The 26,574-nt window shown below is 60.5% G+C and carries 26 protein-coding genes; 7 read left to right on the plus strand and 19 right to left on the minus strand.

Translation table 11 applies throughout. The annotated features are described in order from the left end of the window. Positions 1-26 precede the first annotated feature (26 nt). The 9 genes from MP11Mi_RS16845 to MP11Mi_RS16885 form a co-directional block, all read right to left on the minus strand. Complete coding sequence (locus tag MP11Mi_RS16845; protein ID WP_420040025.1) at positions 27-1,151, minus strand: MlaD family protein; 1,125 nt, start codon at positions 1,149-1,151, stop codon at positions 27-29. Position 1,152: 1 nt separating this feature from the next. After that, on the minus strand, positions 1,153-2,199 hold the full coding sequence (locus MP11Mi_RS16850; RefSeq protein ID WP_420040026.1) for an MlaD family protein: 1,047 nt from the start codon (positions 2,197-2,199) through the stop codon (positions 1,153-1,155). After that, the gene (locus MP11Mi_RS16855) at positions 2,196-3,206 is read right to left on the minus strand and encodes an MlaD family protein (protein ID WP_420040027.1); all 1,011 of its coding nucleotides are present in this window, start codon (positions 3,204-3,206) and stop codon (positions 2,196-2,198) included. Before MP11Mi_RS16855 ends, MP11Mi_RS16850 begins: the two co-directional genes overlap by 4 nt. Next, complete coding sequence (locus tag MP11Mi_RS16860) at positions 3,203-4,261, minus strand: MlaD family protein (RefSeq protein WP_420040028.1); 1,059 nt, start codon at positions 4,259-4,261, stop codon at positions 3,203-3,205. The genes MP11Mi_RS16855 and MP11Mi_RS16860 overlap by 4 nt, the downstream gene beginning before the upstream one ends. 4 nt (positions 4,262-4,265) lie before the next feature. Beyond that, positions 4,266-5,132, minus strand: a complete 867-nt coding sequence (locus MP11Mi_RS16865) for an ABC transporter permease (protein WP_420040029.1) — start codon at positions 5,130-5,132, stop codon at positions 4,266-4,268. Beyond that, entirely contained in the window at positions 5,132-5,959 is an 828-nt protein-coding gene (locus MP11Mi_RS16870) for an MlaE family ABC transporter permease (RefSeq protein ID WP_420040030.1), read from the minus strand. The genes MP11Mi_RS16865 and MP11Mi_RS16870 overlap by 1 nt, the downstream gene beginning before the upstream one ends. After that, a complete protein-coding gene (locus MP11Mi_RS16875; protein WP_420040031.1) occupies positions 5,956-6,963 on the minus strand; it encodes an alpha/beta hydrolase fold domain-containing protein in 1,008 nt (335 codons plus the stop codon). Before MP11Mi_RS16875 ends, MP11Mi_RS16870 begins: the two co-directional genes overlap by 4 nt. 108 nt (positions 6,964-7,071) lie before the next feature. Next, positions 7,072-8,442, minus strand: a complete 1,371-nt coding sequence (locus MP11Mi_RS16880) for an ABC1 kinase family protein (RefSeq protein WP_420040032.1) — start codon at positions 8,440-8,442, stop codon at positions 7,072-7,074. A gap of 65 nt (positions 8,443-8,507) precedes the next feature. Further along, on the minus strand, positions 8,508-9,224 hold the full coding sequence (locus MP11Mi_RS16885) for a hypothetical protein (protein ID WP_420040033.1): 717 nt from the start codon (positions 9,222-9,224) through the stop codon (positions 8,508-8,510). A 157-nt stretch (positions 9,225-9,381) separates the two neighbouring features. Between MP11Mi_RS16885 and MP11Mi_RS16890 the strand changes: the two genes are divergently transcribed. From MP11Mi_RS16890 to MP11Mi_RS16910, 5 genes are all read left to right on the plus strand, one after another. After that, entirely contained in the window at positions 9,382-9,927 is a 546-nt protein-coding gene (locus MP11Mi_RS16890) for a hypothetical protein (protein ID WP_420040034.1), read from the plus strand. Between the two features lie 92 nt (positions 9,928-10,019). After that, positions 10,020-10,925, plus strand: coding sequence for an SDR family NAD(P)-dependent oxidoreductase (locus MP11Mi_RS16895; RefSeq protein ID WP_420040035.1), 906 nt, complete (start codon positions 10,020-10,022; stop codon positions 10,923-10,925). Further along, the gene (locus MP11Mi_RS16900) at positions 10,922-11,851 is read left to right on the plus strand and encodes an SDR family NAD(P)-dependent oxidoreductase (protein ID WP_420040036.1); all 930 of its coding nucleotides are present in this window, start codon (positions 10,922-10,924) and stop codon (positions 11,849-11,851) included. Before MP11Mi_RS16895 ends, MP11Mi_RS16900 begins: the two co-directional genes overlap by 4 nt. Before the next feature lie 90 nt (positions 11,852-11,941). Further along, a complete protein-coding gene (locus tag MP11Mi_RS16905; RefSeq protein ID WP_420040037.1) occupies positions 11,942-12,925 on the plus strand; it encodes an oxygenase MpaB family protein in 984 nt (327 codons plus the stop codon). Positions 12,926-13,030: 105 nt separating this feature from the next. After that, complete coding sequence (locus MP11Mi_RS16910; RefSeq protein ID WP_420040038.1) at positions 13,031-13,921, plus strand: alpha/beta fold hydrolase; 891 nt, start codon at positions 13,031-13,033, stop codon at positions 13,919-13,921. 60 nt (positions 13,922-13,981) lie between these two features. Here the strand turns inward: MP11Mi_RS16910 and MP11Mi_RS18385 are convergent, their stop codons facing one another. From MP11Mi_RS18385 to MP11Mi_RS16925, 4 genes are all read right to left on the minus strand, one after another. After that, a complete protein-coding gene (locus MP11Mi_RS18385) occupies positions 13,982-14,863 on the minus strand; it encodes a TIGR03084 family metal-binding protein (protein WP_420712811.1) in 882 nt (293 codons plus the stop codon). Between the two features lie 208 nt (positions 14,864-15,071). Beyond that, complete coding sequence (locus tag MP11Mi_RS16915) at positions 15,072-15,443, minus strand: hypothetical protein (RefSeq protein ID WP_420040039.1); 372 nt, start codon at positions 15,441-15,443, stop codon at positions 15,072-15,074. A 1,416-nt stretch (positions 15,444-16,859) separates the two neighbouring features. After that, on the minus strand, positions 16,860-17,270 hold the full coding sequence (locus MP11Mi_RS16920) for a GlcG/HbpS family heme-binding protein (protein ID WP_420040040.1): 411 nt from the start codon (positions 17,268-17,270) through the stop codon (positions 16,860-16,862). Positions 17,271-17,299: 29 nt separating this feature from the next. Beyond that, on the minus strand, positions 17,300-18,076 hold the full coding sequence (locus MP11Mi_RS16925; RefSeq protein ID WP_420040041.1) for an SDR family oxidoreductase: 777 nt from the start codon (positions 18,074-18,076) through the stop codon (positions 17,300-17,302). Between the two features lie 97 nt (positions 18,077-18,173). On the opposite strand from MP11Mi_RS16925, the gene MP11Mi_RS16930 reads away from it, so the two are divergent. Beyond that, the gene (locus MP11Mi_RS16930) at positions 18,174-18,752 is read left to right on the plus strand and encodes a TetR family transcriptional regulator (RefSeq protein ID WP_420040042.1); all 579 of its coding nucleotides are present in this window, start codon (positions 18,174-18,176) and stop codon (positions 18,750-18,752) included. An 898-nt stretch (positions 18,753-19,650) separates the two neighbouring features. Here MP11Mi_RS16930 and MP11Mi_RS16935 read toward each other — a convergent pair. Next, on the minus strand, positions 19,651-20,940 hold the full coding sequence (locus tag MP11Mi_RS16935) for an oxygenase MpaB family protein (protein WP_420040043.1): 1,290 nt from the start codon (positions 20,938-20,940) through the stop codon (positions 19,651-19,653). 60 nt (positions 20,941-21,000) lie between these two features. Beyond that, positions 21,001-21,882, minus strand: coding sequence for an oxygenase MpaB family protein (locus MP11Mi_RS16940; RefSeq protein WP_420040044.1), 882 nt, complete (start codon positions 21,880-21,882; stop codon positions 21,001-21,003). A 206-nt stretch (positions 21,883-22,088) separates the two neighbouring features. Here MP11Mi_RS16940 and MP11Mi_RS16945 point away from each other — a divergent pair, with 206 nt between their 5' ends. Then, entirely contained in the window at positions 22,089-22,670 is a 582-nt protein-coding gene (locus MP11Mi_RS16945; protein ID WP_420040045.1) for a TetR/AcrR family transcriptional regulator, read from the plus strand. Positions 22,671-22,675: 5 nt separating this feature from the next. Here the strand turns inward: MP11Mi_RS16945 and MP11Mi_RS16950 are convergent, their stop codons facing one another. The 4 genes from MP11Mi_RS16950 to MP11Mi_RS16965 form a co-directional block, all read right to left on the minus strand. Beyond that, positions 22,676-23,596 (minus strand): MlaD family protein, encoded by a 921-nt coding sequence (locus tag MP11Mi_RS16950; protein ID WP_420040046.1) that lies wholly within the window; start codon positions 23,594-23,596, stop codon positions 22,676-22,678. A gap of 11 nt (positions 23,597-23,607) precedes the next feature. Next, positions 23,608-24,480: an MlaD family protein gene (locus tag MP11Mi_RS16955; protein WP_420040047.1), complete on the minus strand. Its 873-nt coding sequence runs from the start codon at positions 24,478-24,480 to the stop codon at positions 23,608-23,610. 116 nt (positions 24,481-24,596) lie between these two features. Further along, the gene (locus MP11Mi_RS16960; protein ID WP_420040048.1) at positions 24,597-25,628 is read right to left on the minus strand and encodes an MlaD family protein; all 1,032 of its coding nucleotides are present in this window, start codon (positions 25,626-25,628) and stop codon (positions 24,597-24,599) included. Positions 25,629-25,654: 26 nt separating this feature from the next. After that, positions 25,655-26,569 (minus strand): MlaD family protein, encoded by a 915-nt coding sequence (locus MP11Mi_RS16965; protein ID WP_420040049.1) that lies wholly within the window; start codon positions 26,567-26,569, stop codon positions 25,655-25,657. Positions 26,570-26,574 lie beyond the last annotated feature (5 nt).

A 26,574-nucleotide genomic window follows, 5' to 3' on the forward strand; every position in this document is an offset into this window, starting at 1 on the left:
GTCGATTCGCTGCCTGCCGGAGACCGTCATTCCCCACCTCCCAAGATCATCTGGATGACACCGGAGTGCGCCGCATTCTGCTTCGCGCATCCGGCAGGCTTCTGCAAGATCGCGCATAGCCCCGCCAGATCCGACTGCCGCAGACGGACTGTCGGCGGCGTCCAGGTGGCGCGCAACGCTCCAGTCCTTTTGTCGAAGATCTGGTCGGTGATAGTCGCCAGACCTGGTAGTTGTGCGACGACCTGAGCGATACGGGTCGCGAAAGGCGCCAGCACCTGCACCCACGGTGTGACGAGTTCAACGATCGATAGCACGCGGTCCCCGAACCGGCCGACCGTACGCCCGAGGACTGGGACCAGGTTGACCGCGGACTTGAGCCCGGCGGCGAACTCCTCCGAGAAGCCAACAAAGGCGAGTCCTGCCTGATTGACAGTATTGACGACCTCTTCGACCTCGGGCCAGTGGCCGAGAGTCTCGGTGGCGAGCACGTCGCTGTTGTCGATGAGACTTCGCAGCAGTTCGTCCATCTGCGCCGGGTCACCCTGCAACGTCACGAAGTTTCGGAGCAGTTGCACCAATTGAGGGCCACGTCCCGCGAAGTTCTCATCGGCGAACGCCAGAAGCTTGCTGACGGTTGCGTCATCGGCGTCGGCTCCGAGCTCGCCGTCTGGCCCCAATGCATCTTTGAGGAAGTTGTCTAACGCTTGGTACGCCTGGCTAACACCTCGCGGAGTCTTGGTCCGTTCCTTCGGTACACATGTACCGCCGCTGAGCTTCGGGCCTCCGCGGTACGGACCTGAGAACTCCACTCGTCGATCAGCGACAATCGATGAATCGATTACCACTGCGCCAACATCGGCGGCGAGATCGAGGTCCTGTCGGATCGCGAGAGTCATCCGGACACCGCCGCCGTGTGGCTCTATCTGTTCAATCTTTCCTACCTTGAGGCCCATCATCGCGACAGCGTTCCCTCGATAGACGCCCACGGCATCGGTGAAGTCTGCGCACACGGTCCGCGTGCGAAACTCTGCTTCCAATTGCGGGGCGACCGCGACCGCGGCGCCACCTCCGACCAGTGCGGCGAGCACCGCCACGATCGCGGCCAATCGCAGCCCCCACCTGCGTCTGTCGATAGCTTCGGTCTTGTTCACGTCAGCACCCCCTCGACACTGACGGAATGCACAAGGTCATGCCGGTGAGCGTCTGAGCACCGTGATCGACAGTCAGTCCCGAGCCGTCTCCGCCGACGAGACCTTTGACTCGACCGAGCGCGTGTTCCACCGCATTCATCGACGCGTCGACCTTCTCGACTCTGGGTTCAAGGCGTTCGAGAATATCTGCAATATCGTTCACCGGCCCTTCGAGAACGTCCGCGTACGCCGTGGCTGGGCGTTCGAAGAACTGAAACAGCTTGGTGAGCAGATTGAACACTCGACGCACTTGCTCGTGGCGGACGCCGAGCTCCACGCCGATCTCGCCGAGGCTACGTACCAATGCGAACAAGACCTGTCGATCTTCTGCGGTCGCACGCACATACTCGTCGGAGACCTTCAATGCGCCTTTGAGCTGGTCCGAACGACGAGCGAACTGCTCGGTCAGAGACGATGCGTTGTCGAGTATTCGGGTTGCGGCCTTAGGCTGTCCGCGAATTCCTCGCTCCACGCCGGTCAGTAGATCCCGCAATTTTGCTCCGTCTAATTCCGCGGCCTTCGGTGTCACCTCTTCGAGCAGCGATGTCAGATCGTATGTTCCGGTCACCCGTTCTGGCGGGATGATGCCTCCGCCCAATGGTCGGCTCCCCTTCGGTGCGAGCTGTAGGTAGCGGCCGCCGACAGGCGTGAGCAATCTGACTGCGATCGATGAATCGACGCCGACGTGGACATCGTCCTCTACGGACAGACGAACTTTGACGTGGTCGCCTTCGATGTCGAGCGAGGTCACCTGCCCCACCAGTATTCCGGCGATCCGTACTTGGTCTCCGGTGCGCACACCGGATGAGTTCTCGAAGTTCGCTGTGTACTCGGTGTGGCCGAGCGGCTTGAGATACAGCAGACCGAGAGCTGCAGCAACGACCACGACCGTGACACCCGCGAGAGCGCCGATCCACAGTTGATGACGCTTGGCCTGATCGTCGGCACGCACCCGGCCAACGCCCATGACGTCTTGGAACCAATCGATGAAGCTACGGAGGCGGTTCATGGGCGGCACACCACCACATCGCGTCCCCCGACCAATACTTTCGTCACAACCGGGAGTTCCATCCTGCCGTGAGAGCACGCGAAGCTAGCGTCTGTACTCGATTCGCCGGCATCGTTGATCGAGGACAACAAACCCGGGATCACTTCCAGCGTCCTAATGATGTCCGGGGTAAACGGGACCACGCGGTGTAGCAGAGCATCCAGCGGACCGTAGTTCGAGTCATAGCTGCCCTGCATCGTCTCCAGCAGATCAACGAACGGGATCAGCACACGGTCGCCCAGGTCGAGTGACTCTTTGACGACTTCGATACGTGTGGTGAACTGCATAATCGACTTGTTCAGACTGCTGACCAACTTGGCCACCCGTTCGGATTTTCCACCGATCTGCTTCGCGACCTTGTTGAGGTTCTCGACCATCGTGATCAACACCAGGTCCTTTCGCTTCACCAGCGAGCTGATCCGATCAATCGCCTGCAGTGCCGGTCCCATGCCACGGCCGTCGCCCTGTAGAAGCAACATCGCGTTCTCGGCGAACTTGTTCACCTCGGCTGGGTCAACCTCGCCGATCAATGGAGCAACGCCGTTGAAGAGTGCGGTCACATTAAACGACGGGATCGTTCGGTCCGTGGGAATGGTGGTTTCGGGATCTTGTGGCGGAGCGCCCGATCCGTTCTGCCTGATGACTTCGAGGTAACGCTGTCCGACCAGGTTCTGATATCGGACGGCGACCTGTGAATCGGCAGCCAACTGGTGGGATGCTTGCACGTCGAACTCGACTCGGGCGACGGCGGAATCCAAGCGGATCGTGAGCACTTTTCCGACTGCAACCCCGGCGACCCGTACCGAATCGCCCTCGTGGAGCCCAGAAACATCGGACACTACGGCCTCGTACTGGATCTTGTCGCCGCCGACCGGAGCCAGCATTGTTCGTCCGATGTACACCATCGCCCCTCCCACAATTAGGACGAACACCAGCACCAGAATCAATGAGGATCTGACTGATTTCATCGAACCCCCCTATTGACTTCTCTGTGGAGCAGTGGCGTCGCGATCTGCGGAGCGTTGGTCAGCAGCACCTCGGCGAGCAGACGCACCTTTCCGTCGGGCTGGTTCGCGAACGCGTCGCCTGTCGACCGGATCAACGAGTTGAGCCGGTTATAGGCGTCTGGCACTGTGCCGACCGAGACGACGGCGGGCACTGCGAAGTCCAACGCCACGGCGATCAACGACTTCAAATATGGGGTGTTCGCGCCTCCGAGGATCCTGCCGAGCGGCGTCGTGAAGCGGTCGGCGAGGCCCGATTTGACCGCGGCGACTGTCTGGTTCAACCCCTCGTCGGTGTCGAGGTAGCCGGACGCGTCCAGCGATAAGTCAATGGTGTTCAGAATCGGCCCTACTGCCGGCTTGATCACGTCGACGATTTGGGACATGTCGTGGAGCGCCTGCGTAACGGTGACCTTCTGATCGGCTGCGATTCCGGACAGCAGGGGCAGCGCATTGCGGACCAGGTCGATGTACGGATCGGCGTCATCGACCAACATGTTCAGTGCTTCGAGCGTCGCGGTATCACTAAGCGGCTTCGCGAGCTTTCCCACCCGGCTCAGCACACTGGTCATGGTTCCGAGTGCTGTATCGCTGGTCCGCACCACCAGCTCAGCGCCGCTGCGTAACCGTCCGCCACGCCGTGACGCCGGCACCAGCTCTACTCCCGTCGCCGCGAACATATTCGTTGCGCGGTAGACAGGTACCAAGTCGGTGGTGAGACCGGCTGCCTGCGCCGGATCGATTGTGAGCTGTACCCGTTGGCGGCCGTCCTCTCCGACTGCGAGCCCTGACACCTCGCCGATCGCGTAACCGCGGTACTTGACGTCCGCACCGGTGGCCAGCCCGTCACCGACCCTGTTGGACACCACCGTGAGAAGAAACCGGTCGGCGAAGTCTCCCTGCGACCATTTGGCGACTACGACTCCCCCGCACGCGACGAGCGCGACAACGGCCAGTCCAACAAGTCGCAGTGCAGCCGGGCGAGGTTCGCGGCCCGATGGGTCTACCCAGAGCGGCATCAGATCACCCTGACACTTTCACGCCGGAGTCGAAGCCCCACAGCAGCAGCGTCAACAACATATCGAGGGACACGACGACGACCAGGCTGGCGCGGATTGCACGACCGGCCGCTACCCCGACGCCCTCAGGACCACCCATCGCGTAGAACCCTTGATAGCTGTGGATCAGCACGATCGCGACCGCGAAGACGACAACCTTGATAATCGAGTAGTAGATGTCGCCAGCAGAGACGAAAGTCGTGAAGTAGTGCAGGTACGTGCCGATGGACTGTCCGTGCACGATTGACACTAGGACCTCGCACGCGATGTATGCAGCGACCAGCGTCATCAAATACAGCGGGATGATCGTGATCACGCCTGCGATCACCCGGGACGACACGACATATGGGATCGGCCGGATCGCGGTCGCCTCGAGAGCGTCGATCTCCTCGGAGATCCGCATCGCCCCGACTTCTGCCGTGATTCGGCAGCCGACCTGTGCCGCGAACCCCACGGCCGCGATCAATGGACCGAGTTCTCGGGTGGTCGCGTATCCGGAGACGAACCCGGTAAGCGGGCCCATGTTGACCATGTCGAGCAACGCGAATCCCTGGATGCCGACTGTGCCACCGACAGCGGCACCAAGGAACAACAGCACGCCGAGCATGCCGCCGCCAACGATCACCGACCCGTTGCCAAACGTGACCGACCCGATATGGGCCAATACTTCTCGGCGATAACGGGTCAAGGCAATCGGGACGGACCGAAGTACATTCAGGACGAAGTACGCCTGATGACCGATCATTGCAGTAGCCGTGGCCGGTTTGTCGACGACCGTCCGGGCAGTTCGGACGATGACGCCGAATCCAGGTGGAACGTAGGTTGACGCCATCACAGAATCCTCTGCGGGAAAAACATAGTGGTCAGCTGCGTGATAGCCAGGTTGAGAGCGAACGCTGCTACCACGCCTATGACGACCGCGGAGTTGACCGAGTCCGCCACGGCTTTAGCTCCATGTTTGGTCTCCAGACCGCGCTGACAGGCGACGACTGCCACGACGAATGCGAATATCATCGACTTCCCGACTGCTATAGCAATGTCCGTGAACGATGCGAACGAAGCGAATGAGGAGATGTACGAGCCGGGAGCGACGTCTTGAACCGCTACGGCGATCACGTATCCGGTGGACAGGCCCATGATGATTGTCAAGAAGCAGATGAGCGGTGCCACAACGATCATCGCGGCGATCCGTGGAGCCACCAGTCGACGAATCGGATCGATGCCCATTGTCCGAAGCGCGTCGATCTCTTCTCGCATCACTCGTGCGCCCAGGTCAGAGGCGACCGCGGCTCCAGCCGCACCACCGAGTAGCAGCGCAGCGACCATGGGTGCCCCTTGCTGGATAACCCCGAGGCCGCCTGCGGCACCGGAGATCGAAGTGGCACCGACTTGTTGTGTGAGGCTTCCAACCTGAGCTGAGACGATTACTCCGAAAGGCACCGACACCAACACTGTCGGCGTCGCCGTCACTGTGATGACGAACCACGTCAGCGTAGTGAAGTCACGCCACGGGAATCGACCTCGCACGATGTCTAACGCGCCGAAGATCAACGACGCCCCCGCCAGCTGGATCGCCCGGCCGAAGGTAGCGATCGAGCCGATCACCGTCTGTTGGATGTAGCCGTCCGCGCGATCGAGCAGTTCCCCCGCGCGCGTCACGCGGCTCTAGCCTGCTGACGCGCGAGACTCGTTACGATATGAGCGCTGAGGTGTTGTATGGCGAGACGGCCCTCCGGAATGATGTCGGCGCCCGCCTGGAAGACGTGGATCTGCCCATTGAATACCTGGATCCGGGCGTTGCCTCCGGCGGCGGCACTGAGCGCGACGGACGTCTCCGCGTCGGTTCGCAGTATCTCTTCGCTGCCGACCTGGATGAGCAACGGCGGGAGCTGCGCAAGTTCAGTCGACGATGCCAGAGCTGGCGACCGAAGGCCCTCGAGCGCGGACTCGTCCTCTTCTTTCGCCTGGATGAGCGACCATATGGTGGTTAGGGCCTCAGGAGGGAAGAGCGGGTCACGACTTGACCCGGGAACCGCGAGCTTCGCTCTCGGATCCAGATCGATAATCGGTGACATGCATCCGATCGCGCCGAGCTTGCCGATTCCGCGGCGTTGCGCCTCCATTGCCACCCGCAGTGCCAGATATCCACCGGCCGAGTCGCCGACAACAGCGACGTTTCGGGGCTCGATTCCAGAGTCGATGAGGTAACGCAGACCGTCGAGGCAATCGTCGAGCGATGTCGTGATCGACGTCTTCGGCAATTGTCGGTAGCCCACGGCGAGGGCCGGGACGCCCGTCGCTTTGACGATCCGTGAGACGAGTCGACGATGGCTGTTGATGCCTCCGACAATGAACGCGCCGCCGTGAAGATACAAGATCGCCTGCGGCTCCGCATCGCCCTGGACGAACCCGGTCGGCCGCTGACGCTCCGCTCTGCAGCGCGGGAGCCGAACGCGCGTGCGCTCCACCCCCCGAACCGCTGGTAGCACCGCCGCTAACAATTCGAGGAGGCCGTACGGCCAGGGCCACTGCGGGTGCCGCGCCCACATCGCGATCACGGGCCGCACCAGGACCCGAGATCCGAATGTCGCCAACCGTGCGGCTGGGCTGGTTGCGTGATGAGTCCACCGAACAGTGACCTGATCTTCGTTGTTGTACGTCATGGGATATGCCTCACATTCTCTACCGCACAACTTATATCAGACTGACACCTCAGTCACATAACTATCTACGTTTCCCCGCGACCGCGACGACCGGTTTGGCCGAGCAAATTAGGTTGCGGCGGAACGCCACTCAGCGATCTGGTACCCCATCGGCGTCGCCGGACCGGCAAGGCCGAGCGCCTCCCTAGCGATCGCAGACCATGGCGCAGTCGCTTCCAATCGACCGAGTAGCGCACATGTGGCGAGTTCGTTCCGCCTTCCGAACGCATGGTCGCGCACCATTCGCTGGGTGCCCATTCGGCGGATATGACCACCCTGCGGCAAGACCGCGGCGGCTGCGGCCGCGGCCGCGAGGTCCGGGGTGATGGTCACCTCCCCCGCTTCCAGATGCCAGCCAACGACTGCCGACATGTACTCGAGGAGTCGATGCGGGCCGACAGACGTGGGATCTACGATGAATCCGGCCGAGGTCGAGTGCTCGTACACCGTTTGGACGTCGCCGTCGAGCAAGGCGCCGAACACCAACCGCTCAGTACGCAACTGTGGTGGCGTGAGCTCGACACACAGCCCGAAGTCCAGGAATCCGACCTTGCCGTCGGCAAGAATCAACACGTTTCCGGGGTGCGGGTCTGCTGAGAACCGCCCGATACGGTACATCTCGGAGCAATAGAAGCGGTAGATCGCCTCGCCGATCTCATTGCGCCGGTCGCGGCCCAAATGGACCGCCTCGTCGAAGGGCGAACCGTCTAAGAACTCGGTTACCAAGACCTCGGAGGTACACAGCTCCGGAACTGGCTTTGGAATAGTGAAGACCGGATGGTCCGCGTATCGTTGCGCGAATTCCGTGTGGCTGGCCAACTCTTGAGCGAAGTCAAGCTCGCCCGAGATCTGGTCTACCACTTCCGCGACGATCTCCTCGGCGTTCATCCCCGGGGCGTACTTCGCTAGGACACGTGTCATCAACCCCAGATTCTTGAGGTCGGCTCGCACCATCCGGTCGATGTCCGGGTACTTGATTTTGATCGCGACCACTCGACCGTCATCGAGCTCCCCTCGGTACACCTGTCCGATAGAAGCGGCGGCAATCGCTCCGTCGAGCCGCGCGATCCGCGCCGACCGAGGACCGAGGGAGCGTTCCAACACCCGACGCATCCGGCGGTCGTCCCACCGCGGGACCGATGAAAATAGCGGGGCGAGTCGCTCATTGAAGGCTGCGCGAGTCTCCGGCGTCGCGAGCCCGAGATCGAGGACGCCGAGTAGCTGCCCCAATTTGTGAGCCGCGCCCCGCATGCCCCCCGCCACAACGACGATGTCGTCCGCTAGTTTCAGAATCGCCGCTTCACGTGCCGCGTCGACCTCTGCCGGCGAGCGGAACGGCGCTTTAGCGGACTCGGCCGCGGATCTCACCGCATGCCGCGCGACGACACCGCCGAGCATGCCCCCGCGACGAATCCTCCCGTGCACACCGTCGTCGCGCATATCTGATCCATCCGGCACTGCGTCCCCCCCCTCGTGTCTTGATCAGTGTCTTGATCAGTGTCTTCTCAGAAGCACTTCGCCTCGAGTTCCACCCGACCGCCGAGACCCGACCGAAGGGGCCCCACTGGGAACTCCATTGTAAGTAGGCGATGCGATCCACTGGCGTCGAACGCGAGGACAAGCTCGGGCAGCATACCGGCGACCGCAGAGTCGATCGGGCTGTCAATTTCGGGCATATGCGGACGCACCCGGACCGGCCACGCTTCGGTCTTCAATCCACCGCAGTCAATGACTGCACGTCGCCCAACGCGGACGGAGGCTGGATAAGCCAATGACGCCCCGACCCAGAGCAACACATCGACAGACAGGCCCGCTCGAAGATCGATATCGCGCAGCAAGGTAAAGATGCCGAACAGCGGCACGATCGTCTTCGAGGTCGATGCGATGCGTCCGCTGGCCTGCGCGAGCCGTCCCGTTCCGAAATTCGCTTGCGTACGCGCCAGCACCTCGCCACGGTCGAACGTGGTCTCAACATAGTCGTCTGCCCGAATTTGCCCCTCGACCATCCGGAACGACTGCTCAATCTCGATACACGACTCGCCATCGCCCGGTTCGAACAGTGTCGCCGAGTGCAGACGATCCGACCCAACAGCCTCCAGGCGATTCGACAGCCGGCCGGTGGCCCGGTTCGGGCCGAGATCGACCCGGTACGTCGATGTCTCTGGGCACTCCGCGACCAGTCGCGCGAATCGCGATCGCGCGCGATCAACGGTTGCGGTCATATCTTCGGTCCCTCCTCGTTCGACCACGAACAAAGGCGATCGGACAACCCGCCATCGAAAACGGCGGGCGTCGGTCTCGGCAAATCAGCCCTGGACTTCCAGCGCCCATCGCATAGACTGACGCATCAGTATCATTAACTCGACACGAAAGTATCACATGCTAACGATCATCATCGCCGTCATCGCGTGCCTACTGGCGGCCGGAGTCATCGGCCTGGGCATCCTCGCGGTACTCGCTTCCGGCGAAGCTGGACCCAAGCGGTTCGCCACCTCAGAGCCCGCCTCGCCGATCGACTTCTTCACCGACGCCTCCTGGGCAGCGACCGTCCGAGTCGAGGTGGCACAGTCGCCCGCTAACGTCTGGGAACAGGCCTGCGACGGCCCACTTGTGACTCTCGCGCCGATAGTGAGCGGGCCGCGGACCGCAGGCGACGAGCGCCAATATCACGGCCTGATCGCTGCAACGAGTCGAACCGTTCAGTCCGCTCCGGAATCGGGGCTCATCGCCGTTGGAACCGGAGTTTCGATTCCCATCGCGGTGAAGTCGTTCGCCGAGCGAATCGTTATCACGGGAGGCGGCGGCAAGGCGACGATCGAGTACACGCTGGCCGTCCAACCGAGGCTCATCGGCTTCCTCCCGTTGCGTTGGACCGCGGCGTTCATCCGACCGTTCATGGCGTTCGCCGTCAAACGCGCATTCTGAACGCCGCGTGCACCCCTCCGAGACGGGCGACGAGACAACAACTTCGACGTTCTCAGCAGTCCCACACACCACAAACTAACGAGGCAAATGGCATGGTCGAGAACAATCTAGAAGGCGACGTCGTGGTGATTACCGGGGCCGGTAGTGGTATCGGGAGGGCGACCGCGATCGCCTTTGCCGAGTGCGGGGCACAAGTTGTCGCGACGGATCGCGATCTCGAATCCGTTACCGAAACCGCCGCGCTCTGTGCCCCCGTCGGCACCTGTGCACCTGACCTCCTCGATGTTACCGATGCCAACCAATGGGCGCGCGTCCTCAACGACGTCACCGAGAGTTACGGCCCGATACGAGTGTTGGTCAATAATGCCGGCTACACCACGGCAGGTCGATTCCTCGACCACACGGGTGAGGATTGGTCTGCTCTGGTTGCGGTCAATGTCCGAGGCGTTGTGACTGGTTCGCGCTTAGCGGCACAACACATGATCACAGAGGGCACTGCGGGGCAGATTATCAACATATCTTCGGCGGCCGCGTACACACCGATAACCGTCAGTTCACCCTATTGCACCACCAAAGCGGCGGTCTTGATGTTCTCCGAGACTCTGCGGGCAGAATTACGGCCGCACCGGATTGGCGTCACCGCGATCTGCCCTGGGGCGATCGACACTCGGTTTTACAATTCTGCGCAGTACGTCGGCAGCGCCCTCGATCGCACCAACGAGCGACGAGACCTTTCTGTTGGGCTGATCGCGCGTTTTGGCAGCGGCCCTGACACCGTCGCTGCAGCGATTGTTCGTTCGGTCAGCACTAATCGCGCTGTGCAACCTGTCACGGCTGAATCGTATCTCGGCTATATAGTGTCACGGTTAAGCCCCACCGCGATGAAGGCGGTCGCGCGTCTTTCCGGTGAGGGAGCTCTGCAACGAATTGAACACACCTCTTTCCCGCACCGATTACGCGGTCGATTCTCGGCATCGAAGGGGCCAGGACTACGATGAAACTCAATAGCATTCAACTCGTTGTTGTCACAGGAGCGGGTAGTGGAATTGGACAAGCGACTGCCGAACGATTCGCCACAAGGGGCGCTCGAGTCATCGTCAGCGACATCAATGAAACCGCAGCCGAGGCAACAGTAGCCACTATTTCCGCACGCGGGGGCACAGCATTCTCCCGTCGCCTCGACGTAACCGATCCGACGGAGTTCGACGAGTTCGCACACTGGGTACACGTCGAACACGGCGTCCCAGATCTGGTGGTGAACAACGCGGGAATCGGAATTCTCGGTGAGACTATCAGCACTACCGAAGACGACTGGGACCGGATCATCGGAATCAATCTCTTAGGCGTCATCACTGGAGCTCGATTATTTGCACAGCAAATGATTGACTCAGGACGCCCCGGACACATTGTGAACATCGCATCGGCGGCAGCGTTCTTGCCGATCCCCAATCTGGCGTCATACTCAACGACGAAATATGCAGTCAAAGTTCTTACCGACTGCATTCGGGCCGAATTGTCCCCGTCGAAGATTGGGGTGAGTGTGATTTGTCCCGGCGTAATTAAGACCAATATCTTCGCGGCGGCAGAGCATCCCGGAACGACTGACGAAGACGCTGACCGCCGGTCACAAGTAGCAGGCAAAGGCACCGACCGACTGCGCGATCTCCGGTTGATATCGGGCCCCGAAACAGTGGCGAAAGCTGTGGAGCTGGCAGTCCGGTGGAACCTGGGTACAGTCCTGGTACGACCGGAAGCATTTGCGATCTACGCGCTGCGGCGGATTTCGCCCACCGCACTCCGCAGCATCGCCAGCCTCGTCTTCGGCTCGCGCACCCTCGAACTGCTCTTTCGGCTGAGCGACCGTCCGCTTATCACGCGCATCATCGGCAATCCCTTACCTGCCGACTCGCCTCAGAATCCCTGATCGTGTCGTCAGGCGTCTGTCTGCAACGTACATCGTAGGAGCTCGACCACCTTCACAATTCTGCACGCATCGGCTCAGACAAGGACAAGCATGAATAGACAGGATCTCGACGCACTCCTCGGTCCGGGCAGCGCCACCCGAACCATGCTTGCAGACGTGACAACCGTGTACGCCGCATTCCCGGCCTTCGTCTACCCGGTGCTGTCTGCGAAGGGCGGCAAAGGGGTCGACGACCATGACCGGATCGGCAAGATCTCAGTACGCGAAGAGGTTCGCCTCGAGGATGTGATCGGGCGTGCCCGCGACACTGTTGACCTCGTCCTCGGGGTCGTCTTCGCCGACAACGAACGCCATGACGTCGCAGCGGCGATCCGCGAATTGCACCGTTTCATCCACGGCCAGCTCGACGACGGATCCAGTTGCCACGCCTGGGAGACCGACTTGTGGAACTGGACATGGGCGGCGATTGTCCTCCCATTGATGGAGACCCACGAGCAGCTACGCGGATGGCCATCCGACCAGTTCCGCGAACAGGCCTACGCCGGCCTGCGGGCTGTCGGAGAACTCTTCGGTGCTGATGCCCTCCCCGCCACTTACGACAGCTTCCTCGATTACCGCGCATCCACCTGGATGGACGCCGTCGACCCCTTCGTAGCCGAAGCTACGGGCTACCTTCTCGCGCAACGCGCCAATCCCGCTCCATTGCGGCGCTTTGAGGCCATCCCTCACCTCATCACCCGCGTCGTGAGCGCGCCGGTGCGACACGTCGCACGGGTCGGCCTTTTACTAGTCAACTCCGCCGCCGTGGCCGACGCGATGAGAATGTCGCCGACGCGCCGCGACAAGATTGTGATGACTGTCCATCGAACTGCCTGGAGGATGATCCCCCGGTTCGCCTCCCGTAACTGGATTGACCGGTATATGCGGATACGCCTGCGGTTCGGCTCCCCGGTGTGGCGCACGCATTACGCCCCTGGAGCGCTCGTCGCGTATCGCACGCAGGTGAAGGCTGCCCGCATAGCTGGCATACCTCAGCCCGCTCGCCCCTCTACTAGCCCGCCCTACTCGACATAGCCTGCGAAGCACTGAACTCAGGAGCAATCGTTGCCAAATCCACGCAATGTGCAGTTCGTCGAACGCCGCCTCGCGCCCCCTCAGCTCCGACAACGAGGACGAGCTGTGGGAGCCCCAGATCCACGAGAGTCGCCACTCACGGTCAGTATCGCCGATCGAGGTACCTCCGATCCGTCCGATCCATCTGTCGTTTTTCTGCATAACGGCGGAGCGAACCGGTCGGTATGGAATGACGTACTCGATCTGCTCCCGCAGAACACTCACACCATTGCAATTGACCTTCCCGGATACGGTGATTCCGACGTGCCGAGCTCGGGCTTCCGACGGATGGACTACGCGGACATTCTTGAAGCACTTCTTGATGATCGAGTTCCAGACAACAGTCAGGTGGTACTCGTAGGAAACTGTATGGGCGCCGCCTTCTCGTGGACCGTATCGATGCGGGACCCGAGAAGAATCGCCGCATTGGTCCTCCTCAACCCACTCACCGAACAGACAGCACGACGAGGTACCTGGGGACGCCTGGTCCCGCTCGCGTACACATTCGACTTGGGCAGATTCCTCGGCGCATTGAAGGTGCCGCGCGCATTCGGTTGGATCAGCCTGGTCCCCCAGTTGGGGACCACCGGCCTGCGTAAGGGCCAATGGCGTAACCGTGAGATCTCCGGACAATGGTCAGATGCCGGCCGATTTCGTCCGTTACTAGCGTTGTTCCACGACATCCGGAGCTACCGAGAGCTGGACAATTTCCAGCGACCTGCGGCCTGGCCGTGGACCGCGATGGTCTGGGGCCGCGCAAACTGGGCGCTGTCCCCTCGGGCTGGCGCGCGACTTGCCGCCGGGCTACAGCCTGAACGTAATATCGTCTTGCCCGGCGCAGGGCATCTCGCGATGCTCGAATCACCACGAGAGATCGCGCAGGTCGTCGCAGAAGCAATTGACGCTGCACGCAATCGGGACGGGACCGATTCTCGGGTCAGCGGTAGAGGCGAGTGAGCAGCGCGTTCCACCGAGTGACCTCCGCTTGCGCCGCCGGCGCCGCTAGTCATGCGGGAATCAGCGTGGGGTGCGGCATCTAGGCGGTGGTCCGGCGAAGCACTGAGCAATCCGGAGCCATTGCTCTTCATTTGATGTCGCGGTGAGAGTGGTGTCTGCTCGTTGTCGTCGCTGGACGACGACGAGACAAAAGTCAAGGGCGCTGCCTGTAACGTAGCCGGGCGCATCGTCGGGCCCCCAGCTCCAGAGCTCTCCAGATGGGCTGGCCAGTTCGACTCGCACGGGGGTCACAGGCGACGGGATCCCATTGATTCGATAGGAATACCCCCTCGTACGTACCCCCAGGTCAGCGATGTAGCGAAGTCGTTCCGACGCAACTGGGGCGCTTCCTAGCGCTTCGACGATATCGCACCCGTGGGCCCACGTTTCCATCAATCGAGCGGTGGCCATAGTAGTCGCCGCCATCGATGTGCCAGCCCACACCAGTCGGGCGTCCGGCGATATATCGGCCAGTGAATCGATGCATGCCAGGTGCGAGCTATGCCACTTTTCAAGAAGGCGATCGGATGGGATGTAGATCCCCTTCTCGGCCAAACGATCAAGCACCGACGCGAATCGCATTGATAATGGTCCTCGGCCTCGAACTGAAGCGCCGATCGCGAATGCGGTGCCATTGAGTAGAGTCCGGTTACTGACTAGGTCAAACACTGCGCCGATATCGCCTCGGACCGATCGGGAGTACCCGATCGTCGCCAGTACAAGTTCGTCGATGCTTTGAAGGTGAGCGATCTGATGAGCAACGCTCCACCCCTCGGACGACGTGGGCGTCCGCCACTGGACTGCGTCAATACTCTGCATCCGAGAATGAAGGATCCTTCCTTCTTCACGCAGCGCAGCAATCACATGTTGATGCGATTCTTCCGACGTGGCCGATCCGTTCATAGATCCACCCCGTGTGTCGAACTGTTCACACAATCACCCACTTTCGACTAACTCCACCTATCCCAACTGACTCGCATCGACGCGGATCCAATTGTCAGAATCCACGTCGCGGGTTCGCGACACTGGCACCCCACACGGCATAAGCGGCTCGCGAACTCCGCCCGACGTGAGTCCAGACTTGCGTCGCTGCGCAGTCGAATCGAGGAAGTTAGGACTTCGCGTTCAAGTCGTCCAGTTTCGCGATGATGTCGGGCACCCTGTCGAGCAACTCAAGCTTCACTGAGAGTTGTTCGAGTAGAGACTGGACCTCCGACACCGCCGACCGCACTTCCACGAGCGTGGTTGACACTTCGGTCAGGGTTCCTGACACATCACCTAGCGTTGCGTCCACGGTCGCGAGTGTCGAGTCGACTGTCCCGAGCTTCGAATCGACGTTCGTGAGCGAGCCGCCTACTGCGGTCAGTGTCGTACTGACCTCGCCGAGGGTTCCGTCGACACGCGCCAGCGTCGCGTCTGCACTGGTCAGCGTGTGATCAGCGCGGCCGATGAGTTCAGTCGGGTTCTTCGGAAGAAATCCCATGTCAATCCAATCTGAGGTCAGAGACGCCCCGTAGGCGCGTCCATCGAAAAGGCGTGTCGAACAGTCAGGTCGTTAGTCGTGGGCATCTCTTTCGCCCTCTCGCCACGCCCATTGACTCGAAGCACTTCGGATCTCTCGATCGTGCGTCAGTAGTGAGTATCCTATACTGACGTATCAGTTCGTCCTAGTCTGAGATGAGTTTGGGCAAGAACTACAAGGAGAAAACCGGCCCGAGGCTTCGTCTCCTAGGGCTCAGCAGCGCCTCGTGTTGCCGCAAACTCGGGCGACCTCTCAGTCGGGAGCTAGGCGCGAGCTTCCAGTCTCGTGCGGCGCCGACACATCTCCGGACGTGCCCGACTCACGTGCTTTCGCGGGATGAATGCGTGTGCTGCATTCGATTCGAGCGCTCGGGCCGAGACCCCAGTATTCCTATGCGCCGATACTGTCCCACTACCAGGCGTAGAGTCACTGGTCCGAGGCGAGAGGAATTGACAATGTCCAAACACGCTGGACCCGCGATTGCCCGGACTGCAGCAATCGCCGTGGCGATGGCCGCCAGTGTCGTCTTCGGCGCGGTCGGTCAGGTGTCTGCCAACGTCCAGCCCGGTAATTACACCTCCACGACACGTTCTTTGAACACCATCCTCCTGCAGCGCGACGCGCGGGTTGCGGGAGGAGACCTAGTGCTACTAGGTCGATACCCAATTCATCGCACGCCCTATGGCGGTTACGTGGACCTCTTTCCTGGCCATCGAGTTGTACTGATCAGCGACGGACACGGCGGGTACAGAGGCCCGGCGTATTTGGGCGGAGTGGTGATCGGCACCATTACCCTGACGCCGCGACGCTGAGCGGATCAGACGGCGAAGCCATGCTGGCGGAGGTGCATGCTTCCTTGGTTGCGGTAACTCAGTAGTCCAGACCGAATGCAGCATATCCCGACGTGCGCCGCGATCGTGTTCGACGACGCATTCGTCCCCCTGCCACCGCACATTCCCTGAGCGGTGACCTCAGAGCACACAGCAGCACTCGTGTGGTGTGCGAAGGGACTTGGGCAACTCTCACCAGATGGCAGATCCATTAGCTGGGAGACACTTTATATACAGGTGACGTGGTTCGACGTCAACGGCACAGCACCGATCGGCCCGAGCCAAATCCACGAGCACTTCGCATCACCGATCTGCGATGCAAAAGCGTCCTTGAACTTCGCCCTACCCGGCTCCGCGGCCAAAGGCGGCTAACTCAGTTCTAGCGTGCCAGACTTTCTCTGCGAAGGCCGGACCGCGCCCGTCCCCGACCGTGGATGGACTGTCGCCTGCCCGCAGTAAGTGGCGGCGGTTGCTTCGCCGTGCCCCCGTGCGTTGGGTACAGCGAACCTGCGACCGAGTGGAGCAGGCTCGCTGCCGCGTAATCCGATTACGCTTCCCAGCCTGTCGCGGTGCGGGCAATTTCGGCGTCTTGCTCAGGAGTGCCGCCGGAAACCCCGAGGGCGCCGATGAGTCGACCACTGTCGTCGACAATCGGAACGCCGCCGCCCATGAGAAGGAGTCCGCCATTGGTGTGGTCGAAATGCGGAACCGGAACGCCTAACTGCAGGGGCGCGTTGAGCACTTCACTTTCGGTCTCAAACATGACCGAAGTTCGCGATTTCGCCAGCGCGAGATCATTGGACGCCAACCAGGCACCATCCATTCGTTCGAATGCGACGAGGTTCGCCCCACCGTCCAGGATCGCGAAGACTGCTCGCAGCTCGAGTTCGCGAGCTTTCGACTTTCCCAACTCGATGATTCGAGCGGCCGCGTCGAGTGTGATCGTAGAATACGACATAAGTTCGTTTCCCTCCTTCAGCCTGTGTCTCAGGCCTTCTGCGTCCATTCGACTTCCTGCCAGTTCTTGGCGATGTCGATTGTCTCCAGCGGCCGCATAGTCCTGTAGTCGGGTTCTTCGGCGATGATGGTCTCTACCATCGCGTCGATCATCTCCTGAGGGTCAGCCTGATCAGCAAGTGACGGCCCGAAGTCAGGCACTGGAACCTGCGCATCGTCCGCGTTGAACCACTGTCGATAGCTTTCGGCGCCGGTGTCGTTAAAGCCCGTGCCGAAGACCCCAGGATTGACGGTCGCGACCTTGATGCCGAACTGCTCAAGCTCAGCCTTCATTGAGCCGGCTACCGCTTCGATCGCGTGCTTGGTCGCACAGTAGGCACCGAGGAACGGCACGACGAGGATTCCACCCATCGATGAGGTCCACACAATCCGGCCGCCCCTGCGGGCGATCATCTTAGGTGCGATGGTCTGCACCAACTCGAGGTGCCCGAAGAGGTTGATGTCGAACGACTCCCGCACTCGTTGCAACGGGATATCGACCATCGCACCGCCCTCCATGACGCCGGCATTGAGGACGAGAACGTCAACATCGAAAGAACCGGCGTGAGCGATATCGAGTTTGTCGAGCAAGTTGAGCTTGATGACCCTAAGTTCGACGCCAGCTACGTCGGCATCGGCTCGGAGACTGCGGACTTGCGGCCAGGTCTCGGCTGCAGCGATAACGTCGTGGCCCTGCCGGGCAAGCTCAAGTGCTGCTCCCTGCCCGAATCCGCTGCTAGCGCCGGTGATCAAGATCTTCTGGGACATACCTTCTCCTAGGTAACTATCTGGATACTTACGGTGCGATCGTGGCACGAACTGTCGCCACTGTCAATAACTAGATGGTTACCTATACGCTGGTTGCATGCCGCCAGACGCCACTGATACCAAGCGACGGATTCTCGCCGCTGCTCGAGCGGAGTTTTCAGAGTTCGGCCTAGCCGGTGCGCGGGTAGACAGGATTGCCGAGGCCGGACGAGTCAACAAGCGGTCGATCTACGTCCACTTCGGATCAAAGCGCGATCTGTTCGACCTGGTCGTGACGATGGCGCTAACAGAGATGGCCGAAGAGGTGCGATTCACTGCTGACGACCTGCCCGCGTACGCGGGATCCCTATTCGATTACCTGGCCGCAAGACCTGAAGTTCTGCGCCTGACCTCCTGGGCTGGCCTTGAGCGACCGGACGCAACGCCAGACGAGGTTCGGGCATACGAACCCAAGGTGCAATCACTGACCGAGCAGTTCGGTGATTCTGCTGTCGATGTACTCGCCCTCCTGCTCGGCCAGGTCACGGCATGGCAGTACGCGTCGGCCGCGCTTCGGGTACACGCTGCAACTGACCCGTGGTCAGCTCCCCGCCTCCAGCAGCACCGGGCGATTCTCGTCGCCTCAGTTGAGTCGCTAGTGAACGTGGCGGCTATTGCTGCCTTTCCACGGGATTAGGACAAGTCCCGCCCGCTAGAAGCGGCGAACGGGCCGACTCGACGTTCGCTACAAAAGGACGAACTGCATTCGGGTCGGGTGCGCCGTGCCGATCGTGATCTGGCCCTTGGTGGTCGCGGGTCCTCGCCTGGGTGCACGACTGTTCCTCGCCTTCGACACGGGCGAAGGAGGCGAGCCGGACGCCGCCGGAGCAAGGTCGGAGTTACGCAGCGGTGCATCCGCATCCCGCCGTAGTTTGAGATTCTCCACGGACGCCACGACGACCCCCGTTCACCGGGTCGACCGGATACGCGGTCCGCTACGACGAACCGAGCACGGCGCGGGTACAGGCAAGTGATCTTTCGCTCCTCGTGTCGGCATGGGGTTTCGGGCCCTGAGCCTGCTCGGCGCACGGGCACGAACCTTCGATCCACCAAGTCCCGTGGCTTCGGTCCTAGGGCTCTGATCGTGCGCCACTCGATCCATCTTCGAACCGCGGCCCCACAATTCCAGCTCGCCCATCAAGGGCTCCACCACACCTCGCGATCAGCGGCACAACCTCTGACCGTTCACAATTGATCGCCAGCCAGGCCTCCCCGCTACCGCCGCAGACGACGTAGTTTGAAACGTCGATTCGACCTCACCCACTTCTCGGTCGTACCGCCGGCCGCCGGTCCGGATCAACATCAGCCCGACGGCACCACTTGGGCACCGCATCCGGCGCCCCGCTCCGAGCAGCGCACCAACCTCAGTCATCGACGTCCTCTCCAACTCGTGACCGGCCCCTCTGTCACCGACCAGACTGACCGACCGCCCACGCAACTCGGCCAGCTATCGCTTCGATCCACTCCATGACATGACTCCATCCCTTCGAAGAAGCGGAGCGTCAGACATGCCCCGGGCGATTCAAGTCGATCAGTCAAAGCTTCAGCTTGTGCGTTCCACGCTTCGCTGAATCTAGGTCTCCGAGCGATCGATCCGCCATGCCGAAATGAAGATCCAACCCTTTCCACAGGCGCTGTTCCGCACGATTCCGAACAGCTTTTCCCGCGACAGGAAGATTCATCACGATGTTGTGCAGAATGAAATTCAGAGGCACACGCGACACTTCAAGCACTGGAGGAACCGGAAGAAGACCGAGAGCGATCATCGGTCGCCACCCGTTAAAGTATGTCCCGAGACTCAGCGCCCGGAAACTCTGAAATCGGCGCCGGAGACCTCGGGCTCGGCGGTACTCCAGATTCGCAGGAACTGTCTTGACCAGAGCTTTCGCCAATGCGACACAGTGGTCGGTAGCCGGCGCCTGACCCAGAATCAAGTGGTAAATAGTCCGGTAGCCGGACTTTTCATCAGCGGGGAGCCATTGATCCTCGACACCGAGCAGCCACCCGATATATCGCCAAAGATGCATCACCGCATCGGAGTCCGACCGCGGAATATAGATGCCCAGCTGGCGAATCCTAATCAGAAATGTTGTGCTGAACAGTGAAAGAGTCGCTGCCGTATCGGCCGCATTGATAGGCACACCAAGATCGTCGTGATTCCATTCTGGGTCCTCCTCGAAATGCAGGCTTACCAGTTGGTGCATCAACCGGACGTGAGCAGTCAGCTTGAATCCGTCCGCGTTGCGAGCCATACCGCCTTGCTGTACGCACTCAACCCACCACTTAGTTGTCTCGCCTACCCGACGGAGTGCGCCGGCCGCAGTGAGACCGCCACTCGCAGTAAGCACGTTGTTGGCTGCCTGAAACCGATAGCCGCCGAGCAGCGAGGCGTATGCGAGCACGTCCAATGCGTTCTGGCCATAGCTGCGACAGGCGCGTGCCCCGCGCTCGACCAAGTCCCAGTCGACCCAATCCGGGGTGGCCTCCATGGTTTCGAAGAAGGAGGCCAACTCCGGGGCCGGATCGGAAACTGACCCAATTCCCATATCGAGCGCAGAACGGAAGTCTTTGAGTGATACCCGACCGGATCGCACCGCGGCCGCAAGCGTCGCACCGAGCTCGTCCCGACGATTGAGACCCGAACCGATGTCGTCGATCTCCGCCAGAGTCGGCTCCGGCGCGGGTCCGACAAGCAATCGCATCGGAGCGGCAGCAGCGAAAGCCCCAGCCGGGTCCGCGTAGTAGCGCCGCGGCGCTCTTACCTTCACCCCCGCGGCGTCGTCCAAGACATCGTTGTCAATTAGCTCGCGGCCATCAATGAACATCGGGCACCTCGTACATCGGCTTGAAAATCGGCATGGGTCGGCAGCAAAGGAGACGCCGATTCATGACGGAAGAACTCCGCCGTACTGCTGCCCGGCCGCGTAGGCCTGAGGTTGCAGTCTTAGTTTGAGCGGAACTATCCGCCATAGCGTATTCACGACGGACAGAACAGCCCGGAATCCCCAAATGTTGAGTTGGGTTGGCCGCACGCCGAGGACATTGAGATAGCGGTCTGGCATAGCCGACAGCACGGCGGCACGACCGCCTATGCGATGCCCAATTCGAGCAGCAATGCGGAACAGCCAGGCCGGAACGCCAAGTTGGCTGTCGAACTCAGTCTTACCCAAGTCCTCGAGCGACCACTTAACGATGGGCGTGTAGTTGAGCGTGCTCGCGCAAACCTCATCCAAGTACCGCTCGTATTCTTCCCATGTATACACCACCGGCCGCATGGACATCCCGTATCGGGCCCACCAGGTGACGGACTCTCGAATAAGTTGATCCTTCTCTTGATCGTCTAATGGTTCGCCAAAGACGAGGTCAGCAGCAAGAATCGCATATTCGACAAACGTCACGTGGGTAAACCAATAAGTATCCGGATTAAGCGCGTGATAGGGATCCCCCGATGCGTCGACCCCTTTGATATCGCGATGAAAGTCACGCAGTCGGGGTCCAGCCCCGGCCTGCGGCGGTGAATAGATCACGTCGAGGACTGGCGGAATCGACCGCTGCAGTCGACTGAACGGCTCGGTAAAGATCTTGGAATGGTCGACCACTCCGGCACTGACGGCTGGATGCATATTCTGAATCGTTCCAATGACCCCGATCAGCATGTACGAACGGCGGTCCCTGTACAGCCTCCACAGCAGAGAACCCGGACCAACCGGCGCCCCTCCCTCAGGGACATCACTGTCAAACTCCACCTTGGCCACCGCATCAGTCATTACATATCCCGTCCTCAGCGAATCTCTTTCAGCATCGACGATACTATCTGACAGCAGTTGCTGTCAATTGATCGAGAATCGCCGACAGGTCACGATATGTCCTGGCACAACAGGCACACTCGCCTGCTGTCGAAATCCGTCCTGGCCGCGTTCCGCAAGGTGTTACGATGCCTCCGGCAGGACTTTCTTCGACCATAGGAGGCAGCGTGGTACGCGCCGAGACGATCGCGGCACGGCGTGCCGAACGGCGTCAAAAATTGATTCGCGCCGGCATAGACCAAATGGGCGCTGGCGACGACTACCAACGGATGACGTTGCGCTCGGTCCTGTCTGCCACAAAGCTCACTGAGCGGTACTTTTACGAGAGCTTCGCCGGTTTCAGCGCGTTCGTCGTCGAAGTGTACGAAGCCGTCGGCGCCCAAGTCATTGGGCATCTAGTCCAGGCAGGCGAGCTCACCAACAGCACACCCCCACCCGCGGGAGTACGAGCCGCAATTCATGCGTTCGTTGGTTTGTGCGACAGTGATCCGGCTTTAATCAGAACGCTATTAGTTTCACCTCTGCGCGAACCGGAATTGTCGATGCGCGGCGTCGAACTATCAGATCAGTTTGCACGCCTCGCAGAAAACACGCTAAACATTAGTAGCCCTGATGTTCGACACTTGACCGCCGTCGGAAATATCGGCGCCTTGACTTGGACCTCTATTGCCTATCTGCGGAGTGATCGAGAATTCAGCCGCGTCACTTTCGTCGACTATTGCTGCGAGCTCGCCGGCGTCAACAACTAGTCACCTTAGCGCTCCCCCACTTTTACTGGAATCTCGGCATCTGCGCTCGCCAGCAACGACCCTTCGAGCATCTGCGCGACGTCAACTGTGCGCAGTGCGTTAATAGTTTGCTGAACAGGAATCAGCAGCGGTTGCGTGAGCATCCTCAAGTCGGGCCCCACATCGTCAAGCAAACGTTGGACATCGGCGAACAATGCCAACGGACCGTCCTTTATAATTCGCGGATAGTCGTTGGTGTCCATCATCGCGAGCGCTTTCATAGCCATCGAACCGAACGCGGCAGACGTCGATACTACCTCGGGACCAGAACCAACCAGGCCAGTTGCCATTGCATCCGAATGTGACAGCAACTTGGAGCCGGACAGCAGCAATTTCCGAAACGGCTCGGTGTTCGCCGAAAATGCAATAGCGGCAGTGAGAGCAGCCCGGCGCAACTCTTCATATGTCGATCGATTGTAGGGCAGCGCACGACGAATTGCTGCAACAATAGCACCGACCGCTTGTGGATCCAGATGTCGTGAAATAGAAGATATTTTCTCGACGGTATCACCGATCCCCCACTGCTCATCCCCGACGATGCGATCGCCGCCTCGCACAAAGGGCCCTGCCGACGTTTTGGGTGAGATTTCGATATAGGCCTCACCTAGCATGGAAAGCTGCTCGATCCGAAAATTCGAGTCGCGTGGGACGCGACTGGATTCGTCAAGCCGGAATTCGATCTCGACGCCGTCAGGAACTAGTCGGACGTCCGTTACTGTGCCGACCTCGAGCCCGCGCAATAATACCCTGCTGCCTGCGACGAGAGAATTCGACTGAGCGACGACAAGCGTTGACGTCGACTCTCGGCCAGTGGTTGGCCATGCGCCGAATGAGGCGATTCCCAGCGCTGAGACCGCTCCAACGATGATCAGCGCCACAATTGACACGCCATGATTTTTCATTGGATCGCGCCGAGCATTCGCAAGATCGCAGTAACCCCGGGGGCTAGATCTTTTCCTCTATCTGACACCAGGGAGTTCACCGTTACGGAGGGTGCCGCTAATAGCGGCAACAGTTTGCGCCGCACTACGTCCACTGCGGAACCCAGATCTGATAGTTGCACGCCCTTGTCGGTTAGGCTCGTTGTCGCTAGGCCGAGGGCGCGGAAAGTGGGTACCAGCCAGTGCCCGCCGGAGTAGATACTTCCGACGGAAGGCAACAGAATGCCTATATTGCCGATCAAAGTTTGAAGATTCCGCCAGCCCACCATCATTCTTGGCGTAAAGGCCGCCTCGATGTCTGGTCGACGAGAGGAAACCGCGCGAGCGGTCGCGTCGCTGCTCGCCAAGACACGGTCAAGTATCGACCGAGATCGCGCGAGGCCCCGAAGGTCACGCGAGAGACGCTTCGCCAGCCTGTCGGCCTCCGTGCGGTCTGCGGGTAGCGAGTTCGCAAGCCGGTGTGTCATGGCGGTCAGCTTCTCCACCGATCCTTGACCGAGAAACAGTGCCACGGTCGCCAATGTCTCCTCGACCGGCGGGGCGGAATAGGTACGTGAAGTAGGAATCAGATCGCCGTCCGCGAGATAGCTGGACGTCGTCGTCGCCGGGCGGCTCAGCTCCACAAATGGGTCTCCCAGGATTGTGGCTGTCGTGATCCGCGCATGCGTCTGCGTCGGCAGGCGCACGGCGTCGCCGACTCCAAGTCGCACGCCAACGGAGTTGGGACGAAGGGCGACCGCTTCAACCTGTCCGACGCGCGCGCCATCGAGGATCACCTTGGCACCGGGAGCGAGGTTTAGCGCGTCGCGGAACTCAATAGTCAGTGTCATTGACGTCTCCACTTGGTGGCCTGGCAGGGGAAGCATCTCTGGCGCAACCCCGCACGCTGTGGCCGACGCCAGCACGCCGATGGCCGTAGGGACGGCACGGATCCGATATCGAAGTTTCATCGGGACAGTCCTTTGAAGACCAGCTGCAACAGGTCGACGTCGCTGTATCGAAGTGCTCCGGCTGCCGATTGGCAGCGAAGCCTCTCAACTAAGCACGCGTGAACCGGAGCCGTGGTGCGGAAATTCGGAGCGTTCACGTGAACCTGGCCATCGTGGGAGCCGACGAGCCGAAGAAAGCTCGTTGTCATCACCGGAATCAGGTCGGCGAGTTGGCGAATCGTTCCTGACTGGGTCGCTAGGAGCTTCACCGCCAGCGCAACCTTATCCAAGGCGGGCCAGAGACGTGGACCGACCCGCAACTGGATATCTGCCACCATCGTGATGGTGTCGGGTAGCTCATTGAACATCGACTCGACCGAAGGAAACACGCTGGAGGACAGCGTCCGTAACACTGCTGGGGCCGTTCTCAAACTCATGGCGATCTGTGGCCACGCCTGCACGGATTGCTCGGCGACCGTGTCCAAATTTCGAAGCGTCGACACCACGTCGGCAAGCATGGCGTCCAGATGCGGCGCCAACCCTGCGGCCGCCGTCAGCGTGTCGTTGATTCGCTGAGACTGGTCTGGCAGCTGATCTGCGATTGTTGCAACTAGGTCACCGATTCCGGACACGCCGGCCGACCCTTCTATCGACGACATAACCTTCATCGTGGCCTCGGACAGTTGCGAGACGCTCTTGGGTGTAGCGGTGCGACTAATCGGGATACAGCCTCCATCACCGAGCAGCGATCCCGAGCGGCCGCCAATCAGTTCCAGGGACCGATCCGCTAGTACCCCGCGTGACCTGGTCGCGGCGCTGACGCCGTCGGGAATCTCAGTCGACGCATCGAGAGAAAACGTGACCTTGACGTTCGTAAACTCCTGACTGATCGAGTCAACCGTCCCAACGGGCACTCCCATCCGTGTGACCGCACTTCCCGGATACAAACCTATCGAATCAGACATACGCGCACACGCCGATCGAGTTACGTGCTGAAAACGCTGGACGGTGAGATACCCAGCCACCCCAATCATGATGATCACAATCACGGAGACCAATTCCCTGACTCGCGAATTCAACATTTCCTACCCGCCACTGGAATACAGATATCAGTAATCAACAGTCCTGGCCCACTATCGGAAACCGCCGCCTTTAGGGTTTTCAACAAAGACTCGAGTTGACCAATTATCGGCTCGAGCTCGACGTCCAACTTGGACGCTGCACTGTCGAACACGTCGTACAAACGAATTACTTGCGGTCTATGCTCGGCATAAAAGCGCGAAACACCACCCACCGAGGCTATTAGTTCGGCTAGCCCGCAATACGAATACGCGAACCGATCACGGGTATCATACACTTTTTGAAGGATAATTGATGCCTTTCGCAACATGGCGAACAGCGTAGGCCTATCTGATTCTATTGCGTGCGCATATTCCGCAGATACGTCCAGAGCACCGGAGACTTGGTCCTTTTGTGAGGTCAGAACTTTCATCAGCGACTCGACTGCCCCAACTGCCGAACCCATGGTTACTGGACTTCCACGCATCGCACTATCAGCCGAATCGATTGCCATTTTTAGTGAATGGCCATCTATTGGCGCAAGAACGTCCGGAGCAGCATTAACCAGGTCACCAATTATATACGGGAGCCGGACACGCTTGCTGGGAATCACCGTCTCTCCTAGCGGTGCAGACCCTTTCGGCAGTAATGCCACGTAGGACCCGCCGATAACGGTTAGCATTCGGACCTGAACGGATGACTCGTTACCGATCTCGTAGCTCGAATCCACGGATACTTCCACCTGCACCCGATCGGGCAGAAGCGTCTTCGCGACCACCTCGCCGACTGTGACCCCGGCGATCCGAACTTCAGACCGGTCAGGAATGGAGGCCGCGTCCGTGGTGTCGAAGAGGACTGTGGTTCGCCCGGGCGGATCGAGGTAGACACCGACCGCGACCACCGACGCTACGATGCAGGCGACGACGGTCACCGCAC

It is taken from the genome of Gordonia abscondita (genome assembly GCF_032711245.1).
Taxonomy (GTDB): domain Bacteria; phylum Actinomycetota; class Actinomycetes; order Mycobacteriales; family Mycobacteriaceae; genus Gordonia.

Bases quoted from the DNA above. Each gene is read 5' to 3' on its own strand.
- MP11Mi_RS16850 (WP_420040026.1), bottom strand. From the start codon at position 2,199: ATGAACCGCCTCCGTAGCTTCATCGATTGGTTCCAAGACGTCATGGGC.
- MP11Mi_RS16855 (WP_420040027.1), bottom strand. From the start codon at position 3,206: ATGAAATCAGTCAGATCCTCATTGATTCTGGTGCTGGTGTTCGTCCTA.
- MP11Mi_RS16860 (WP_420040028.1), bottom strand. From the start codon at position 4,261: ATGCCGCTCTGGGTAGACCCATCGGGCCGCGAACCTCGCCCGGCTGCA.
- MP11Mi_RS16865 (WP_420040029.1), bottom strand. From the start codon at position 5,132: ATGGCGTCAACCTACGTTCCACCTGGATTCGGCGTCATCGTCCGAACT.
- MP11Mi_RS16875 (WP_420040031.1), bottom strand. From the start codon at position 6,963: ATGACGTACAACAACGAAGATCAGGTCACTGTTCGGTGGACTCATCAC.
- MP11Mi_RS16880 (WP_420040032.1), bottom strand. From the start codon at position 8,442: ATGCGCGACGACGGTGTGCACGGGAGGATTCGTCGCGGGGGCATGCTC.
- MP11Mi_RS16885 (WP_420040033.1), bottom strand. From the start codon at position 9,224: ATGACCGCAACCGTTGATCGCGCGCGATCGCGATTCGCGCGACTGGTC.
- MP11Mi_RS16890 (WP_420040034.1), top strand. From the start codon at position 9,382: ATGCTAACGATCATCATCGCCGTCATCGCGTGCCTACTGGCGGCCGGA.
- MP11Mi_RS16895 (WP_420040035.1), top strand. From the start codon at position 10,020: ATGGTCGAGAACAATCTAGAAGGCGACGTCGTGGTGATTACCGGGGCC.
- MP11Mi_RS16900 (WP_420040036.1), top strand. From the start codon at position 10,922: ATGAAACTCAATAGCATTCAACTCGTTGTTGTCACAGGAGCGGGTAGT.
- MP11Mi_RS16905 (WP_420040037.1), top strand. From the start codon at position 11,942: ATGAATAGACAGGATCTCGACGCACTCCTCGGTCCGGGCAGCGCCACC.
- MP11Mi_RS18385 (WP_420712811.1), bottom strand. From the start codon at position 14,863: ATGAACGGATCGGCCACGTCGGAAGAATCGCATCAACATGTGATTGCT.
- MP11Mi_RS16915 (WP_420040039.1), bottom strand. From the start codon at position 15,443: ATGGGATTTCTTCCGAAGAACCCGACTGAACTCATCGGCCGCGCTGAT.
- MP11Mi_RS16920 (WP_420040040.1), bottom strand. From the start codon at position 17,270: ATGTCGTATTCTACGATCACACTCGACGCGGCCGCTCGAATCATCGAG.
- MP11Mi_RS16925 (WP_420040041.1), bottom strand. From the start codon at position 18,076: ATGTCCCAGAAGATCTTGATCACCGGCGCTAGCAGCGGATTCGGGCAG.
- MP11Mi_RS16930 (WP_420040042.1), top strand. From the start codon at position 18,174: ATGCCGCCAGACGCCACTGATACCAAGCGACGGATTCTCGCCGCTGCT.
- MP11Mi_RS16935 (WP_420040043.1), bottom strand. From the start codon at position 20,940: ATGTTCATTGATGGCCGCGAGCTAATTGACAACGATGTCTTGGACGAC.
- MP11Mi_RS16940 (WP_420040044.1), bottom strand. From the start codon at position 21,882: ATGACTGATGCGGTGGCCAAGGTGGAGTTTGACAGTGATGTCCCTGAG.
- MP11Mi_RS16955 (WP_420040047.1), bottom strand. From the start codon at position 24,480: ATGACACTGACTATTGAGTTCCGCGACGCGCTAAACCTCGCTCCCGGT.